Genomic DNA, 15,227 nt, shown 5'->3' with positions numbered 1-15,227 from the left:
CTGTGATCAGTAAAATAATATAGGAGGGATTTTCTGTGAATCCAATTTATTTAGATTTAGTGTTAAATACCATTTTAGAACAATTTCAATCGGAAGAAGACTTTTACCACAATTATTTAGGCATTGAGGAGGCTCAATGGCAGCAATGGAAAAAGGGCAGCAACAATCTTCCGCCTGAAATCAGTCAAAAGATCAAGAATCTGTTTAGCGACTACGAATGGATGCTGAGTCAAAAGGTGATTCGTCAAGCCTTCTTGTTCCCAGAAAAACGTCAAACTGCGGTTGCGGAGTATCGAGAAATGAAAACCATCGTGGCACAAAAGTGGATTGCTTGCGGTTTAGGGACAGTTGAGCTGATTCCCTACAAAAATAAAAATGATGAAGAAAAGCAGGATTATATTGATTTACGGGTGACGATTAATTATGATAGCTGGGGTTACAATGACATTTTGAGTTTCCGATTACCAGCGCGCGTTCAAAACCAAATCGAAAGCTCGCAAACTCAAACTGCCTTGTTGGATTGGGTAAATGAAAACTTGACCGAAACATATACCTCATTAGAGGATTAATGAAAGGAATTTTCGCTTGAAAAAAACAGTTGGATTGCTTTCCATGATTGCTATGTTTGGAATGACTGGCTATTCATTATTTTATAGCAACAAAGGAGAAGATACGAATGCTGGTAAAATTACCGAAGCATCAACGTATTCCTTCGAACAATCGTCAGATAAGAAAAAAAATACCCCTAGCGATTTACCTAAAGCGGATCCTAATTCTTGGGATTTGGTATTAGTGGGACCGAAAAACGAAATTAGCCAAGAATTGGATGAAAGTCAATTAGCAACTCTTTCTGATAATAGTCATCAGGTTGATAGTCGAATTGCTTCTGATTATGAAGCTTTTTCAGCTGCAGCCACTGAGGCAGGCTATCCATTGGTAGTCGTTTCCGCTTATCGGTCGGTAGCTGCTCAGCAAGAAGTCTTCAGTACAAATGTAAACAGCTTAATGAGCAGTGAAGGCTTGTCAGAAGCTGATGCAATTACCAAGACTAAACAGACTATTACAGAACCCGGGTACAGCGAACACCATACAGGTTTAGCAATAGATATTGTTGATCAAGATTGGTATAACAATTATTCCAGCCAAGTGTTGGATGCTTCTTATGGCAGTCAACCGGGAGCCAAATGGATTGCTGAAAATGCCCCTAAATATGGCTTCATCATTCGATATCCAGAGGGCGAAGAAGACATTACCGGAATCACCTATGAACCTTGGCATATTCGTTATGTTGGCAAAGAAAATGCTGAATATATAACGAAAAACAATCTGACATTAGAGGAATATTTAAAGTTGTTATCGTCAAATTAAGGAGGCACTATGCCGACAAAAAAATATAAAAAGCGAAAGCGCAAGCTGTCTCTGCCCTTCATTTTTGCAGGGCTGCTGCTAGTCGGCATTGCTTTCGTTTTTTCTATACATACGTTATCAGAACATGCTGTCGAACAGTCAGCCAATAATGAACAAATGAGTCATGAAGAGTTTATTCAGCGTTTAGCTCCTCATAGTAAGCAGCTGCAGCAGGGCTATGGTATTTTGCCTAGTATTATTTTAGGCCAAGCCATTTTGGAGTCCAACTGGGGGCAATCTTCATTAGCCAACCAGTACAATAATTTGTTTGGAATTAAAGCCTACGGCAACCAGGCAAAGGTAACGCTGGAGACTCAGGAGTACGTCAATGAAGCATGGGTTACCATTCAAGGAGATTTTCGGGTGTATGATTCCTGGGAAGCCTCAATGGATGATCATACAATGCTTTTCGTTAACGGAACCACTTGGAATCCCGGCCTTTATGAGAAAGTTCTAACAGCAGCTAACTATCATGAAGCCGCTCAAGCCTTGCAGGATGCGGGCTACGCCACCGATCCCACCTATGCGCAAAAAATTGTAAGTGTAATAGAAACATATAATTTGTCGCAATACGATCAACCATAGTAAACTGATCGTACCAGGTGTTGAGAGAGGAGGAATTCCACATGGAGAAACACAGTGTACCTGAGATTATGACTGAGCTGCGAAGCGATATCGTTCGTGTACCCAAAGTGATTCAGCAGGCAACTGGCTTGATGATTTTTGGTAAAAGGATACGATCGATCATATTTACTACTGATATTGCGATTATTCGTAATACCGACGCAGATGCGGTCATCGCTGTTTATCCTTTTACCCCGCATCCAGCCATTACCAAAAGTATAATTGAGGCAGCCGATATTCCAGTTTTTTCTGGTGTAGGCGGTGGACTGACTCATGGTCAACGCTCAGCCTTTATGAGTATTTTTGCCGAAGCGCAAGGCAGCCTGGGTGTCGTAGTTAACGCACCCACGCCAGTAGACACTATCAGAGCAGTGAATGATGTCATTGATATTCCGGTAGTTAGCACAGTAACTTCCATTCATTCACAAATTGATGAAAAGCTTGAAGCAGGTGTACAGATTATTAACATCAGTGCAGCCAAAGATACCGTTGATACAGTAAAATATTTTAGAGAACGCTATCCGGAGCTGCCAATTATGGCAACCGGCGGTCCAGATGAAGAAACAATCGCGAAAACGATTGAGGCTGGAGCAAATGCTATCACATATACACCACCTTCTAATGGTGCTTTATTTAGTAAGAAGATGGAGAAATATCGCAAGCAGGAAAAAGAAAACGAATAAAACCTTAGAGAAACGAAAGCCGCTGCTATTGGCTTAGGTTTCTCTAAGGTTTTTTTAGGCGTTACACAACAATTCTTCCGTTTGAACCAGCTGCTTTAGTGCAGGCAAGAGCTGTTCAAAAGCCGTTAGTTCGATATCATGAATTGGCAAAGTTTCTTTAGATAGTTTTCGTTGGCGATGGTTAAACCACAGCGCCTTCCAGCCAGCACTTTTTGAGCCAGCAACATCATTATCAAAATTGTCACCGATATATAAGGTTTTCTTAGGCACTAGGTTGAATTGCTTTTCAGCAAGTTTAAATATTTCCTTGTCGGGCTTTTCATAGCCAGTTGCTTGGGAAATAATGACATGATCAGGATGTACCCAGTTTAATAAATCCAGCTGCATGATTTTTTTATGTTGATGGTCAGTGGGACCATTGGTAATAATCCCTAGAGCAATTTCCTGCTCTTGTAGAAAATCGAGGGCTTTGCGAACCTCTTGATGCATAACAATGGTGTCTAATTCTTTCTCATAGACCTCTTGAAAGGCTAGAGCCGTCTCATCAGTGATGGTCGGATAATTTAATTCTTCCAATGATCGGCAAATCCGGAAGTTTCGCATGTAGGTCAGCGTCCAATCACCAGTAATTACCTTATTAAAATTCTCATCGCTATGCACCCGAAAACGAATATATAGAGGATGCATGTCTTGCGAACGTACAATAGGAAATACTTTTTTGACGGCATTACGAAATGGCTGCTGCTGGTCATAAATGGTATCATCAACATCAAAAATTATTGTATCGAACAAATTAGAAACACGCCTTTCAGTTTGTTGAAATTTTCACGAACATTTACATCGCTATTCTAGCTTAAAAAACGATCAATGAAAAGAGGGAAATCCTTGATAAATAAAGGTTTTCTTTACTATATTTGTAAAAGCTTGATTTAACAATTTTCAGTTTTTTTCACTAAAAAAAAGATTTTCTTTTCAAATTCTAATCTTGTATAATGGGAAGAAACAAAGGGGGAGTCTTATGCGTAGAAAAGAAAGGCAAGTCACTGATCTTGAGGAAATCAAAGCATTAGTTGAAACGTGTCAGGTAGTACGAATTGCTTTTAATGGACCAGAATACCCGTACATTGTTCCGGTCAACTATGGCTACAAGTGGGAAGAGGAGCAATTAATTCTTTATGTTCACGGGGCAACACAAGGGGAAAAAATCAGTCGTCTTCAGGCTGATGAGAAGGTTGCCATTGAAATGGACGACAAGCATGCACTGATTGAAGGCGGCAATCGAGCAGACAGATATTCGTATGCTTACGAAAGTATCATTGGTTTTGGCAAGGCTGAATTGTTAAAAGACGTCGAGGAGAAACGTTATGCTCTTCATGCGCTAATGGATCATGCAGCCAAAGGGATGTCTTTTGATGAAATCCCTGAGCGAATGATTGAGCGGACTGGTATTATCAAAATTACCATATCTGACTATACGATGAAACAGCATAAACCAAAAACTAACATATAGTTATAGGCCTAGTGAGCGAATTTTGTCACTGGGTTTTTTTAACTGGCGAATTGTCAAATCAAGTGCAACACTTTATTGAAGAAGACTTCATAAGGTGTCTTCCAACCTAAACATTTTTTTGGTCTGCTATTTAGTTTTTCAACCATTCGATAGATCGTTGTATCTTCCACGGTATCCATTTCTTTTGTTTTCGGTAGATATTCCCTAATCAATCCATTCGTATTTTCATTCGTTCCGCGTTGCCATGGCGCATGAGGATCAGGAAAATAAAACGGAACGCCTTCCAAAGACTGGGTGACATCGAAGTGTTTAGAAAATTCTTTTCCTCTATCTGGAGTGATGGTTTTGACAAGCTCTCTATCAACAGTATTAAATAGTTCTGTCATCTTTTCGCAAACGTAAAGAGAATTTTTCTTGAGTGCTTTCCCTGCTATAAGAAAACGAGATTTCCGGTCAGTTAGCGTCACTAAACAAGCACCTCCTGTTTTCCCAGCCACTGTATCAGCTTCCCAATGCCCAATTTCACTCCGTTTTTCAGCAGTTTCAGGACGGTCGTGAATAGAGTGAGTGATTCGGATTTTCCCACGAGTTTCTGTATGGTTCTTAGTATGACGCGTTTTTCCTCTATGACGTAAAGAACGAACTAAACCGCGATTTCCTTTAGACAATGGAGTGATGTCAAACGTTCCATTATAAATTGCCCGATAAATCGTCACAAAACTGATGTGAAAATCGGCTTGCTCATAAGCTAATCGATTAGAAATCTCTTCTGGCGACCATTGAAGATCGACAAATAACCGGCGGACGATTGACCAAATCCGTGAATCATCTAGGATTTTATGTCGTCCACAATTTTTTCTGCGTACTTTATATTTCTTATTCGCATGGGAAGGTGAGTATTCTTTTTCACTATTTCTACTCAGTTCACGAGAGATTGTCGATTGGCTTCGATGGATGTCAGAACCAATCTCTCTAAGAGAACAGCCATTTTCATGGAGCAGAAAAATCCTTTCTCGCTCGACTATGGTAAGATGGGTGTAGTGGCTCATAATTGAATTCCTCCTGATAGTGTTCTTCGACAGACCTATTCTAGTTGGAAATTCGTTATGAGTCATTTTTTATGTGTTGCACTTAAATTGTAAATTCAAGCTCATTAAATAGAATACAAGATTTCACAGATGGCAAGGCTGTCACCACAAAGTGACAGGTATCCAGCTGCACAAACTAACTTTGTCGATAATAAGTGAAAGATTTTAGAAATGTGAGAAGTCAGTTATTAAAATTTTAGTCTCATTGCTGCAGAGTTAAGCGAGTTTACTTAGTCTTTCTTGGCAGCAAAAAGAGTCCTTGTTAGAAATGATAACTAACAAGGACCACTACACATCTATTTCATTCGTTTCAAACGATATTCTTCGAAGTGGCTTGCGTCGCCTCGGGCTTGCACCGCTGCAAAAATACCCATGATCAACGCCCCGATCGTGTTGGTTAACAGGTCTCCCATAGTATCCATCAAGGCTGCTCGTCCCACCAGTAATTCTCCGCTAGAAGTAGCATAACGCTGTAGATTCATGTCCGCTACCGTATCGCAAAGAAATTCCCAGAACTCCCAAAAAACACCGCATAGTCCAGCGAAAGCAAAACCGAAAAGCAAAAACAGCCAAGGGGAAGTTTTGCTAATTGGCGCATCCTTCATGAAAAAGCCAATCAAGCCATAACCAACTGCTGTCAGAACCATCGGACTTACCGCGTGCAAAATTTTGTCCCAAAAAGAAATTCGGGAAATCATATGCAAAGAGGTTCCTAGGAAAACTGAAATAACTAAGAAGAACCAGTAGAAATAAACGATCTTTTCAGGTAGTGCTAGTTTGAAAAATTTTCGAATCAGCTCCGGTAAAAAAATCAATGCAATCCCAGCTAAACATTCCACTACGAAAACGATGCCCTGCTGAGTTGAATATTTGCTGATGATCAGTTCATAAATGTTGTAAGCTAAACAAATAAAACCGAAGACAACCAGCCCCATTTGTAATTTACGATAAGTCATCCTAATTCCTTCCTTCTAGAAGAGTTTGCTGGATTGCCTTGAGCAAGTCATCTTCTGTGGCAACGACTTGTCCATTTAGCTTCACTAAACCAACAGTGTATAAATTCAAATAATGGAACTGATTTTCTGCTGGCGTAGCTAAAGCAGCCAGTTTTTTCTGGTTGTCAGCACCCTGCTGCCGGGTATCGGAATACAAGGCGATGATTGGGACCTCCTTAGCATAAGCGACACCAATTTCAGACGCGACACCAGCATCAATGGTAATTCCATCTAAGACAGCTATCATCAAATCACTTTTCAGGACTTCTTCTGTGTCGGCTAAAGCAATCATCTTACTGTCAGCATAAGCTGATTTGTCATTAATTGCTTCATTTTCCTGCGGTAAATATACCGTGATGTCTGAAGAGAGCTCACGAATTTGTTTGACTAAGTGTTCGTTGTAGCGCAAATCACTTCGAGCAAACATGGGTCCTGCAAAATAAATATGTTTAGAAATAGTCACTAAAATACGCCTCCATGTCGGGTAATGTTTCTTCTAATAATTGAATCGTTTCTTTATCAGCCTCTAGACGTTCGATACGTGCTAAATAAGAGGCGCGACGATAATTCATTAACAAACAACTTAGGGTTTGAATCGAAAGTTTAACCTGGTGGCCAATCGGCTGGTTAGTTATCTGTATTTTGCCAGCTTCATCCCAGCTTACACTGAAAACACCGTTATTCCAGTCAGCTACCGGATCACTCACTTCAAAGTAGAAAGGCTCTACTTGTTTGTAGAAAGGATACTCCTGTAAAAATTCTTTGACATCGACAATGCGTGCCATGTAGTAAGGAGCAATTGTTTCCTTAATTTCACTATCATCCAGTAAAAAGGATAAGGGCTCATTTTTGTAAATATCGCCCTCCACCCAGTAAATCATGGAGAAGTGAGCACTAATAAAATTCCATAATCCATTACGAGCTTCCTGATTCAGATAAAACATTTCTTTAATATGAAAGACCTCATCATAAATCCAATAGAAAAGTACACCCATCGGCTGACCCTCGTGGTCGTAATAAATTGCAGCAATTCGCTCTTCTTCATTTTCAAAGCGCCAATATTCTTCCCAATTTAACTCTTTACGAATCATCGCTCCATGATTTTTCAGAGCAAAGGTATCATACACTTTATAGACATCAGGATCATCCACATCACGCCGTTCCACAATTCCTGGAACCTCTACTTGCTTAGGCAGTTGGGTATCCTTTACCTTAAAGCTTAGCTTGTCAGACATGATTTCCCAACCTTTGCGCCGATAATATGGAATATTGTAAGGGTAAAGATATGAGATCCACTGCTTGTCCTTCCGCATTTCATCTAGAGCCAACTTAATCAAGTCCTTCATTAACCCATGATTTGCATATTCTGGATACGTTCCGACTCCAGTAACACCGCCCATTGTAAAAATTTTCCCGTGAATATTTACCTCACAAGGATAAATAGCAATTTGAGAAATCAAGTTGTCATGATGAAACCAGCCGAAAACCTTTGACTGCTCCAGCACAGGCTTTTTTGCGCGAACCATTTCCCGTTTGTTTTCGTAGCCGCTGCTTTCAATATCCTCTTCTGTGACTTGAAAGACATAGCTTAGAAGCTCATCATACTGATCCAAATGCTCTTCGCCAACTCGCCGCAGTTCCATTTCATTTTTCAACTCATGGTCCATTCTTTCATCTCCAAATCTAGTTTATAGAACAAGTATATCAAAAGCACCTCGATTTTTCTCTCCCCAACGTTGAGAAATGGTAAAAAGCCTTTTTTTATCGTACAATCGTTGGTATAATGAGTGGTGCTGATTAAAAGAAATGAGGAATCTTCGTGAATATAAATGAAATGAAAAAACGACAGGAAAAAATTCGAAATTTTTCGATTATTGCCCATATTGACCACGGAAAGTCGACCTTGGCTGACCGTATTTTGGAACAAACCAATACCGTTAGTTCCCGGGAGATGCAAGATCAATTGTTGGATTCGATGGATCTAGAGCGGGAACGAGGCATTACTATTAAACTAAATGCTATCGAACTACATTATGATGCAAAAGATGGCGAAACCTATACCTTCCACTTGATTGATACGCCCGGACACGTCGATTTTACATATGAAGTTTCTCGAAGTCTGGCTGCCTGTGAAGGAGCTGTCTTGGTGGTGGATGCCGCGCAAGGGATTGAAGCCCAAACTTTAGCGAATGTATATTTGGCCTTAGATAACGACTTGGAAATTTTACCTGTCATCAATAAAATCGATTTACCGGCAGCTGATCCAGAACGTGTGCGCAAGGAGATCGAAGACGTAATCGGGATTGATGCTGAGGACGCAGTGTTAGCTAGTGCCAAAACAGGTATCGGAATCGAAGAAATTTTAGAACAAATTGTGGAGATGGTTCCCGCACCAACGGGCGATCTTGAAGCACCACTAAAAGCGTTGATTTTTGATTCAGTGTACGATAGCTACCGAGGTGTGGTGCTAAATGTGCGAATTATGGACGGTGTTGTTCGGCCTGGCGATAAAATTCAATTAATGAATAATGGCAAAACCTTTGATGTAACGGAAGTGGGAGTATTCTCACCAAAAGCGATTCAACGAGATTACTTGATGGTTGGCGACGTTGGTTATATAACTGCCAGTATCAAATCTGTTCAGGACACCCAAGTCGGTGATACCGTAACTTTGGCCAACAACCCAACACCAGAAGCCTTGCCCGGTTACCGCAGAATGAATCCGATGGTTTATTGCGGCTTGTACCCAATTGACACTTCTCGCTATAACGACTTACGAGAAGCGTTGGAAAAATTACAGTTAAATGATGCAGCCTTACAATTTGAACCAGAAACCTCGCAAGCATTAGGCTTCGGCTTCCGTTGCGGATTCTTAGGTCTACTGCATATGGATGTTGTACAAGAACGTTTAGAACGTGAATTTAATTTAGAGCTGATTACTACCGCACCATCGGTTATCTATCATGTAAATTTAACTGACGGGACCAAAATTGTAGTGGACAATCCAGCCGATTTCCCAGATCCATCTAAAATTCAAACGGTGGAAGAACCTTATGTTAAAGCCAATATCATGGTTCCTAACGATTATGTAGGAGCAGTCATGGAACTTTCACAACGAAAGCGTGGGGAATTTATCACCATGGATTATTTGGATGATTACCGAGTAAATGTGGTTTACTATATTCCGCTGTCAGAAATTGTGTTTGATTTCTTTGACAAGCTAAAATCCAGCACCAAAGGCTATGCCTCCTTGGATTACGAAATTGCCGATTACAGAGAGAGCAAACTAGTTAAGATGGACATCTTATTGAACGCTGAAAAAGTCGATGCTCTAAGCTTCATCGTGCATAAACAATTTGCTCAAGAACGCGGCCGCGCCATCGTAGAGAAACTAAAAACGTTAATTCCACGCCAACAATTTGAGGTACCAATTCAAGCAACAGTTGGTACTAAGATCCAAGCCCGAACGGATATCAAAGCCTTGCGCAAAAACGTATTGGCGAAATGTTACGGCGGGGACGTATCTCGTAAGCGTAAATTGCTGGAGAAACAAAAAGTTGGTAAGAAACGGATGAAACAAATTGGTTCCGTGGAAGTACCACAGGAAGCATTCATGGCCGTTTTGAAAATGGACGAAGACGAGCCGAAGAAATAGAGTTTTACCGAATGAGAAACCTATTAAATCAGTCTTTTTAAGTTGCTAAAAAAATGACGAAATGCGTTTAAACCTATTATATGCTGTCGATTTAGCTGTCGATGGTCATGGATTTTAACAAATATGAATATTTTGTAGGAAAAGCCATTGGCGCTATGTATGATAAAAGTACCTTCTAAAAGGAGGTGCTTTTTTCGTGCTTATAGGTAATTTTAATAACGAACAAGTTTTCAAAAAAACTTAAAGAAATTCGAAAAGATAGAAAAATATCTCGGAAAATGTTGTCGGAAATGACGGGTATTACTAGAACTACAATTACTGCTTATGAGAAAGGTGATCGCCTAGTTTCTCAAAAACACCATCTGTTGATAAACAAAGTATTGAGTGAACCTAAGAGTGATAGTAAGTCAGATAAATACCAATTCGATTTGATGGTAATGCTTAAACGTTTCAAAAGGAAAATAAGTTAAAGCAATCAGAGTTAGCAAAATGCTCAATGTAGATCCTTCATTACTAGGAAAAATTGAAAAAAGGTGCAAGAAAGCTATCCAAAAATATTCTTCTTAGAATTGAGTATCTTCTTTCGGAGTCCACAGGAAGTATTACTCAGAGAATAGTAGATATAGAAGGAAAATACCCGCATAAAAACGAATGGAGAAAACCAAAATGAATAGAACACTGCGAACCGCAGCTACAAAGTTTAGTCTAATGATAATTGTAGCTGTTTTTTTATTGGTTCGATTATGACGTTGGCCGCTGCTGTGACCAATGTTCCGATTGCTAATTATTCATCAAGACAAGGTCTCGGATCGCTGATGCCGCCTTTTTTTTCTTTCACTAATTCCTATCCGTTCGAATGTACTACCTAACTTAAAGCTTTTTCGAGTCATTCTTGTCTTGAAATCCGACAAAACTCGCAAATTATTTCCTTTGTGAATCGCTAAAATAAGTCTTGTAAGTACAGAAAGGGATTATGAACATGCAAAAAAAACAATAAACCATTTAGAGAAACAGATGGAAAGGGATAGAACGATCACGGTCTGCGTAATCGTTCTAGAGATCTAGAAAACCCAGATATTTTGGTGCCGCCCGAAACGGACCACGGAACAGTAAACAACTTACGGGTCAGCTATTCGGATGCACATCAAAGATTAGAAGAAAGAGGTTGGACACGGGAGATCACCAAGTGTGAATCACCAATCTCACAAGATGTTGCAGGGGTAGATATGAGTTTAGAGCCTGCCGTATATCGAGAAATGTACTGGCACAAGGAAGCTGAGAGGTGTCCAATTTAATTTCAACGAATCGGTAAAAAAATTCTAGCGACAGATTCTGGAGAATTAATGGTTCAAACAACCTCGGGACACAGGTTCAACACACAAAAGGTATACAATGTAGCAGGAAGAATACCTAAAATCCAACAGCTATCGCTGATTAACGCGGGCGTTAGCTATGACGATCACGGCATACTCACCAATAACTATCTGCAAACCAATCAGCCGCATATCTTTGCTTGTGGAGATTGTTCAAATGCAGTCTCCCAAAATTAGCGACATTCGCCTCTTATCAAACGGAATATCTCGTTGCACACATGCTAAACAAGAACTAGGCACCGATCAAGTATCCATTGGCAGCAATGTCGATTTTTAGTGAGCTACGTATCGCACAAGTAGGAATTACCACGAAAGAAGGCTTGGCTGCTCCAGAAGAATTTCGTGTCGAAGTGATCGACAGGAGCGGCTGGCTGGATAGTAAACGAAAAACGAAGCGACGATCGAGTAGTTGGAGCGAGTGCACTCAGTCGAGAAGCAGATGTTCTGATCAATGAGATAACCATGGTTTTACATACCGATGGTCAAAAGCAGAGCTAAAAAACAAATCTTAGCCTATCCTTCTCTAGCGGACGAGTTGACCAGATTCTGGAAATAACCGTGTTCATGGATGAGTGGATATCAAAAGGCTGTGACAGGTTCTGTAGTAAAGTTTCGTAATAAAGCGTACTGGAATATTTCTGATGATATATTAAGCAGGAATTTTTTTAATCCCCCTTTATCTCTATGCAGACTGAAAAGCCAAAAAGAGTTTCTTCTTTTCGGCTTTTCTTATAGATTCCTCGAAGGACTTCCATACCTTTAATCGTGGTTGAGGCTGTACGCAAACTTCGATAAAATTTATGAACTTGCTCAATTAAGTTATTGAGATCCTTCACTGTTCGATACTCTATGTTTGTATATGAGCCAGCATTTTGTAATTTCTTGAAGGCACTACGAATAGAAGGCGCTTAACTTTGTCAATAGATCCTACAATAAAACAGCAAAAAAGAAAGAGGATACATATGAAGAAATTAATTCTCGCATTAACACTATTTTTTAGTTTTATGTTTTTTTCAAAGACAGTACATGCAGAAACTACTGTATTACCCCCTAACCCTATAACGAATGTTCGGCTTGATACAAATTTGAAAAATAATACAGAAGTTACGTTGAATAATCTGAATATGGTTAATTCAAGACTTTATACCATAGTGGACAATGATAAAAAATTATATTTTTGTCTAGATGAAAGCAAATATTATCCTACCGGGAATGATTATCAAGCAAATTTAAATGAAAAGCTACCCAGCTCTGTTTTATGGTTAATGGAAACTTTTTATCAAAACCAAGGAAAAATTGAAGATGTTGAAAATATACCAGCTTACAAAGATGCAAATGAACTGACAAGATATGCGGCTATTCAAATTGTTATATGGAAATTTACTGGAGGTAAATTTGATGACAAGTTACTAACATCGAATCCAATAGTTAATGAATTATATACTGAAGCAAAAACAAAACCAGCTGATGACCATTCTTATCAAGAAATGATTGATAAATTGAACAATGTTGAAATAAATGCTACCGAAATAACTCCTCATGGTGAAGATGGCGATAACTATCTCTATCAACTTCAATTTGAAGATAATTTAGATGCTGAAACGGAAAAACTATTCAAAATTGATAGCGATGAGACCAATATTAATGTTCAACTATACAAAAATTCTACTATAGTGAATATTACCAATGATATTACAATTGTAGATGATTATAATGATCGCACTATTTCGATGGAAATACCCAAAAAAATTATTGATGATAATCCTTCAGAAGATGCTAGTATTTATTTAAATATAGACACTGCCCTTGTGACGAGACAACCTTATTATTTGGTATTTGGTACTACAGGGTTTGTACAACCTATTGGAGGATATCAACCTATTAAAAAAATACTGACCACGAGAGCAAGTGTTGATTTAAACACCTCCAACAAATCATTTTCAGTATTAAAACACTGGGAAGATAATAACAATCAAGATGGAAAAAGGCCTGAAACCTTAAAAGTACAATTGTATCAAAGTGATAGCCCATATGAATATACAAACACAGAGGCTGTTACATCCGGTAATGAAGACAAATTCGGTGATATACAAGTATTAAACAAAGAGAATGGTTGGGAATACATTTGGGCAAATTTACCTGCTGAGAATGATAAAGGAGAAAAATTCTATTATACTGCTAGAGAAGATTTAGATGAAAATTCAGGCTATAATCTCACGATAAAAGATACAGATAATGGTAATGCTATTCTTCTGACCAATTCAAATGACCCTGAAAAAATTAATTTAACAGGAACAAAAAATTGGGACGATAATAATAATCAAGATGGAATTCGTCCTAATAATATATTAATAAATTTGTTAGCCGATGGAGAAGCTGTTCAAACTGTGACCACTAATGAAAATTTAGGATGGGGCTACGAGTTTAATGATTTACCTAAATATAAAGATGGAAAAGAGATCGTCTATACTGTTTCTGAGCAGGAAGTGCCTGGATATTCTACAGTTATAGATGGTAGTATGATTACCAATACTCATATACCAGAATTAACAGAAATTGGTGGTCAAAAAATTTGGGATGATGCTAATAATAAAGACGGAATTCGTCCTGAGTCTATTACGGTAAATCTTTTGGCTGATGGGACCAAAGTAGACTCAAAAATAGTGACTCAAAAAGAGAACTGGACATACCAATTTACTAATCTGCCTAAGTATAACGAGGGGCATGAAATCGTTTATACTGTTACCGAAAATAGTGTTCCTGACTATTCAACCCAAATTGATGGTACAACAATCACAAATAGCTATACACCAGGTGAAACAAGTATCACTGTGACGAAAGCTTGGAATGATAACAACAATCAAGATGGAATTCGTCCTGAGGATATTAAGGTACAACTATTTGCAAATGGAGAAAAGGTAAATTCACCTATATCCCTAAACAATTCCAACAATTGGACAACAACATGGAATAATTTGCCTGAAAAAGAAGGCGGAAAGGCTATTGAATATACAGTTAAAGAAGTAGACAAGTTGGATGGATATGATGTTAGTATCAATAATAGTAATGACGGAGATATTATCATTACTAATACTCATATACCTGAGATAACAGAAGTTAGTGGTAAAAAATTTTGGGATGATACTAATAATAAAGACGGAATTCGTCCTGAGTCTATTACGGTAAATCTTCTGGCTGATGGGAGTAAAATAGATTCGAAAGAAATCTCAGAAAAAGAGAACTGGACATACCAGTTTACCAATTTGCCTAAGTATAACGAGGGGCATGAAATCGTTTATACTGTTACCGAAAATAGTGTTCCTGACTATTCAACCAAAATTGAAGGTACAACAATCACAAATAGCTATACGCCAGGTAAAACAAGTGTTACAGTGACGAAAGCTTGGAATGATAGTAACAACCAAGATGGCTTAAGACCTAATAAGATCACTGTCCAACTTTACGCGGATGGAAAAAAATCTGGTAATCCTGTGGAGTTAAGTGAGGTTAACAATTGGTCTGCTACTTGGGACGATTTAGCTCTTAAACAAAATGGCTCTGACATTATTTATTCAATTAAAGAAGTTGGTTCAATAACCGGCTATACAACTACTGTAGATAATTCTAATAAAGGCAATATTATTATTACTAATTCTCACGACATCAAAGGAACATCTAATTCTCATAACGCCAAAGGAATACCGACAAATACTCCAGATAAAAATTTTCTAAGTAAGTTATTGCCAAAAACTGGTGAATCATATAATTATATGTTCTCTATAGTTGGCATATTAATTCTATTGATAGTTGGCGTTCTTTACTATTTCAAAAATAAAAAGAGTTAACTGTATGTTTCCCTTATCTATGTCTGAAAATAATGGACAGCTAGAAT

At 38.6% G+C, this 15,227-nt stretch carries 14 protein-coding genes and 2 pseudogenes; 10 read left to right on the top strand and 6 right to left on the bottom strand.

Annotated elements, in window-relative coordinates; all coding sequences use genetic code 11:
* Positions 1–35 precede the first annotated feature (35 nt).
* The 4 genes from IGI49_RS06145 to IGI49_RS06130 are packed head-to-tail and all read left to right on the top strand — an operon-like array spanning position 36 to position 2,714.
* On the top strand, positions 36–569 hold the full coding sequence (locus IGI49_RS06145) for a hypothetical protein (RefSeq protein ID WP_429963807.1): 534 nt from the start codon (positions 36–38) through the stop codon (positions 567–569).
* Positions 570–585: 16 nt separating this feature from the next.
* Complete coding sequence (locus IGI49_RS06140; RefSeq protein ID WP_207703009.1) at positions 586–1,368, top strand: M15 family metallopeptidase; 783 nt, start codon at positions 586–588, stop codon at positions 1,366–1,368.
* 9 nt (positions 1,369–1,377) lie between these two features.
* A complete protein-coding gene (locus IGI49_RS06135) occupies positions 1,378–1,992 on the top strand; it encodes a glycoside hydrolase family 73 protein (RefSeq protein WP_207703010.1) in 615 nt (204 codons plus the stop codon).
* 41 nt (positions 1,993–2,033) lie between these two features.
* Positions 2,034–2,714, top strand: coding sequence for a hydrolase (locus IGI49_RS06130; RefSeq protein WP_207703011.1), 681 nt, complete (start codon positions 2,034–2,036; stop codon positions 2,712–2,714).
* A 54-nt stretch (positions 2,715–2,768) separates the two neighbouring features.
* Here the strand turns inward: IGI49_RS06130 and IGI49_RS06125 are convergent, their stop codons facing one another.
* Positions 2,769–3,506 carry an HAD family hydrolase gene (locus IGI49_RS06125; protein ID WP_429963806.1) on the bottom strand — a complete coding sequence of 246 codons (738 nt, stop codon included), beginning with the start codon at positions 3,504–3,506 and terminating at the stop codon, positions 2,769–2,771.
* Between the two features lie 226 nt (positions 3,507–3,732).
* On the opposite strand from IGI49_RS06125, the gene IGI49_RS06120 reads away from it, so the two are divergent.
* The gene (locus tag IGI49_RS06120) at positions 3,733–4,224 is read left to right on the top strand and encodes a pyridoxamine 5'-phosphate oxidase family protein (RefSeq protein ID WP_429963805.1); all 492 of its coding nucleotides are present in this window, start codon (positions 3,733–3,735) and stop codon (positions 4,222–4,224) included.
* Positions 4,225–4,277: 53 nt separating this feature from the next.
* On the opposite strand, the gene IGI49_RS06115 is transcribed toward IGI49_RS06120, so the two are convergent.
* The 4 genes from IGI49_RS06115 to IGI49_RS06100 all read right to left on the bottom strand — a co-directional run bounded on the left by IGI49_RS06115 (position 4,278) and on the right by IGI49_RS06100 (position 7,974).
* Positions 4,278–5,273, bottom strand: coding sequence for an IS30 family transposase (locus IGI49_RS06115; protein ID WP_429962504.1), 996 nt, complete (start codon positions 5,271–5,273; stop codon positions 4,278–4,280).
* Between the two features lie 335 nt (positions 5,274–5,608).
* Complete coding sequence (locus IGI49_RS06110) at positions 5,609–6,268, bottom strand: hypothetical protein (protein WP_429963804.1); 660 nt, start codon at positions 6,266–6,268, stop codon at positions 5,609–5,611.
* A 1-nt stretch (position 6,269) separates the two neighbouring features.
* Positions 6,270–6,770: a nucleoside 2-deoxyribosyltransferase gene (locus IGI49_RS06105; RefSeq protein WP_429963803.1), complete on the bottom strand. Its 501-nt coding sequence runs from the start codon at positions 6,768–6,770 to the stop codon at positions 6,270–6,272.
* A complete protein-coding gene (locus tag IGI49_RS06100; RefSeq protein WP_429963802.1) occupies positions 6,757–7,974 on the bottom strand; it encodes a GNAT family N-acetyltransferase in 1,218 nt (405 codons plus the stop codon). The genes IGI49_RS06105 and IGI49_RS06100 overlap by 14 nt, the downstream gene beginning before the upstream one ends.
* Before the next feature lie 152 nt (positions 7,975–8,126).
* Here IGI49_RS06100 and lepA point away from each other — a divergent pair, with 152 nt between their 5' ends.
* From lepA to IGI49_RS06080, 4 genes and pseudogenes are all read left to right on the top strand, one after another.
* On the top strand, positions 8,127–9,962 hold the full coding sequence (gene lepA, locus IGI49_RS06095; protein WP_429963801.1) for a translation elongation factor 4: 1,836 nt from the start codon (positions 8,127–8,129) through the stop codon (positions 9,960–9,962).
* Between the two features lie 209 nt (positions 9,963–10,171).
* Positions 10,172–10,432: a helix-turn-helix domain-containing protein gene (locus tag IGI49_RS06090; RefSeq protein WP_429964976.1), complete on the top strand. Its 261-nt coding sequence runs from the start codon at positions 10,172–10,174 to the stop codon at positions 10,430–10,432.
* 534 nt (positions 10,433–10,966) lie between these two features.
* A pseudogene (locus IGI49_RS06085) lies at positions 10,967–11,242 on the top strand (oxalate decarboxylase); the annotation flags it as partial.
* Between the two features lie 63 nt (positions 11,243–11,305).
* Positions 11,306–11,512 (top strand): FAD-dependent oxidoreductase, encoded by a 207-nt coding sequence (locus IGI49_RS06080; protein WP_429963800.1) that lies wholly within the window; start codon positions 11,306–11,308, stop codon positions 11,510–11,512.
* Between the two features lie 488 nt (positions 11,513–12,000).
* On the opposite strand, the pseudogene IGI49_RS06075 reads toward IGI49_RS06080, so the two are convergent.
* Positions 12,001–12,243 (bottom strand): annotated as a pseudogene (locus IGI49_RS06075) (IS6 family transposase); the annotation flags it as partial.
* Positions 12,244–12,297: 54 nt separating this feature from the next.
* On the opposite strand from IGI49_RS06075, the gene IGI49_RS06070 reads away from it, so the two are divergent.
* Positions 12,298–15,180 carry a Cna B-type domain-containing protein gene (locus IGI49_RS06070; protein ID WP_429963799.1) on the top strand — a complete coding sequence of 961 codons (2,883 nt, stop codon included), beginning with the start codon at positions 12,298–12,300 and terminating at the stop codon, positions 15,178–15,180.
* Positions 15,181–15,227: the final 47 nt, after the last annotated feature.

This window comes from Enterococcus sp. AZ071 (genome assembly GCF_050499065.1).
Taxonomy (GTDB): domain Bacteria; phylum Bacillota; class Bacilli; order Lactobacillales; family Enterococcaceae; genus Enterococcus_A; species Enterococcus_A ferrettii.
The sequence above is the reverse complement of the archived record's forward strand: the minus strand, read 5'-3'. Positions and strand labels throughout refer to the sequence as shown.

Bases quoted from the DNA above. Each gene is read 5' to 3' on its own strand.
- IGI49_RS06135 (WP_207703010.1), top strand. From the start codon at position 1,378: ATGCCGACAAAAAAATATAAAAAGCGAAAGCGCAAGCTGTCTCTGCCC.
- IGI49_RS06130 (WP_207703011.1), top strand. From the start codon at position 2,034: ATGGAGAAACACAGTGTACCTGAGATTATGACTGAGCTGCGAAGCGAT.
- IGI49_RS06120 (WP_429963805.1), top strand. From the start codon at position 3,733: ATGCGTAGAAAAGAAAGGCAAGTCACTGATCTTGAGGAAATCAAAGCA.
- IGI49_RS06115 (WP_429962504.1), bottom strand. From the start codon at position 5,273: ATGAGCCACTACACCCATCTTACCATAGTCGAGCGAGAAAGGATTTTT.
- IGI49_RS06110 (WP_429963804.1), bottom strand. From the start codon at position 6,268: ATGACTTATCGTAAATTACAAATGGGGCTGGTTGTCTTCGGTTTTATT.
- IGI49_RS06100 (WP_429963802.1), bottom strand. From the start codon at position 7,974: ATGGACCATGAGTTGAAAAATGAAATGGAACTGCGGCGAGTTGGCGAA.
- IGI49_RS06080 (WP_429963800.1), top strand. From the start codon at position 11,306: ATGGTTCAAACAACCTCGGGACACAGGTTCAACACACAAAAGGTATAC.
- IGI49_RS06070 (WP_429963799.1), top strand. From the start codon at position 12,298: ATGAAGAAATTAATTCTCGCATTAACACTATTTTTTAGTTTTATGTTT.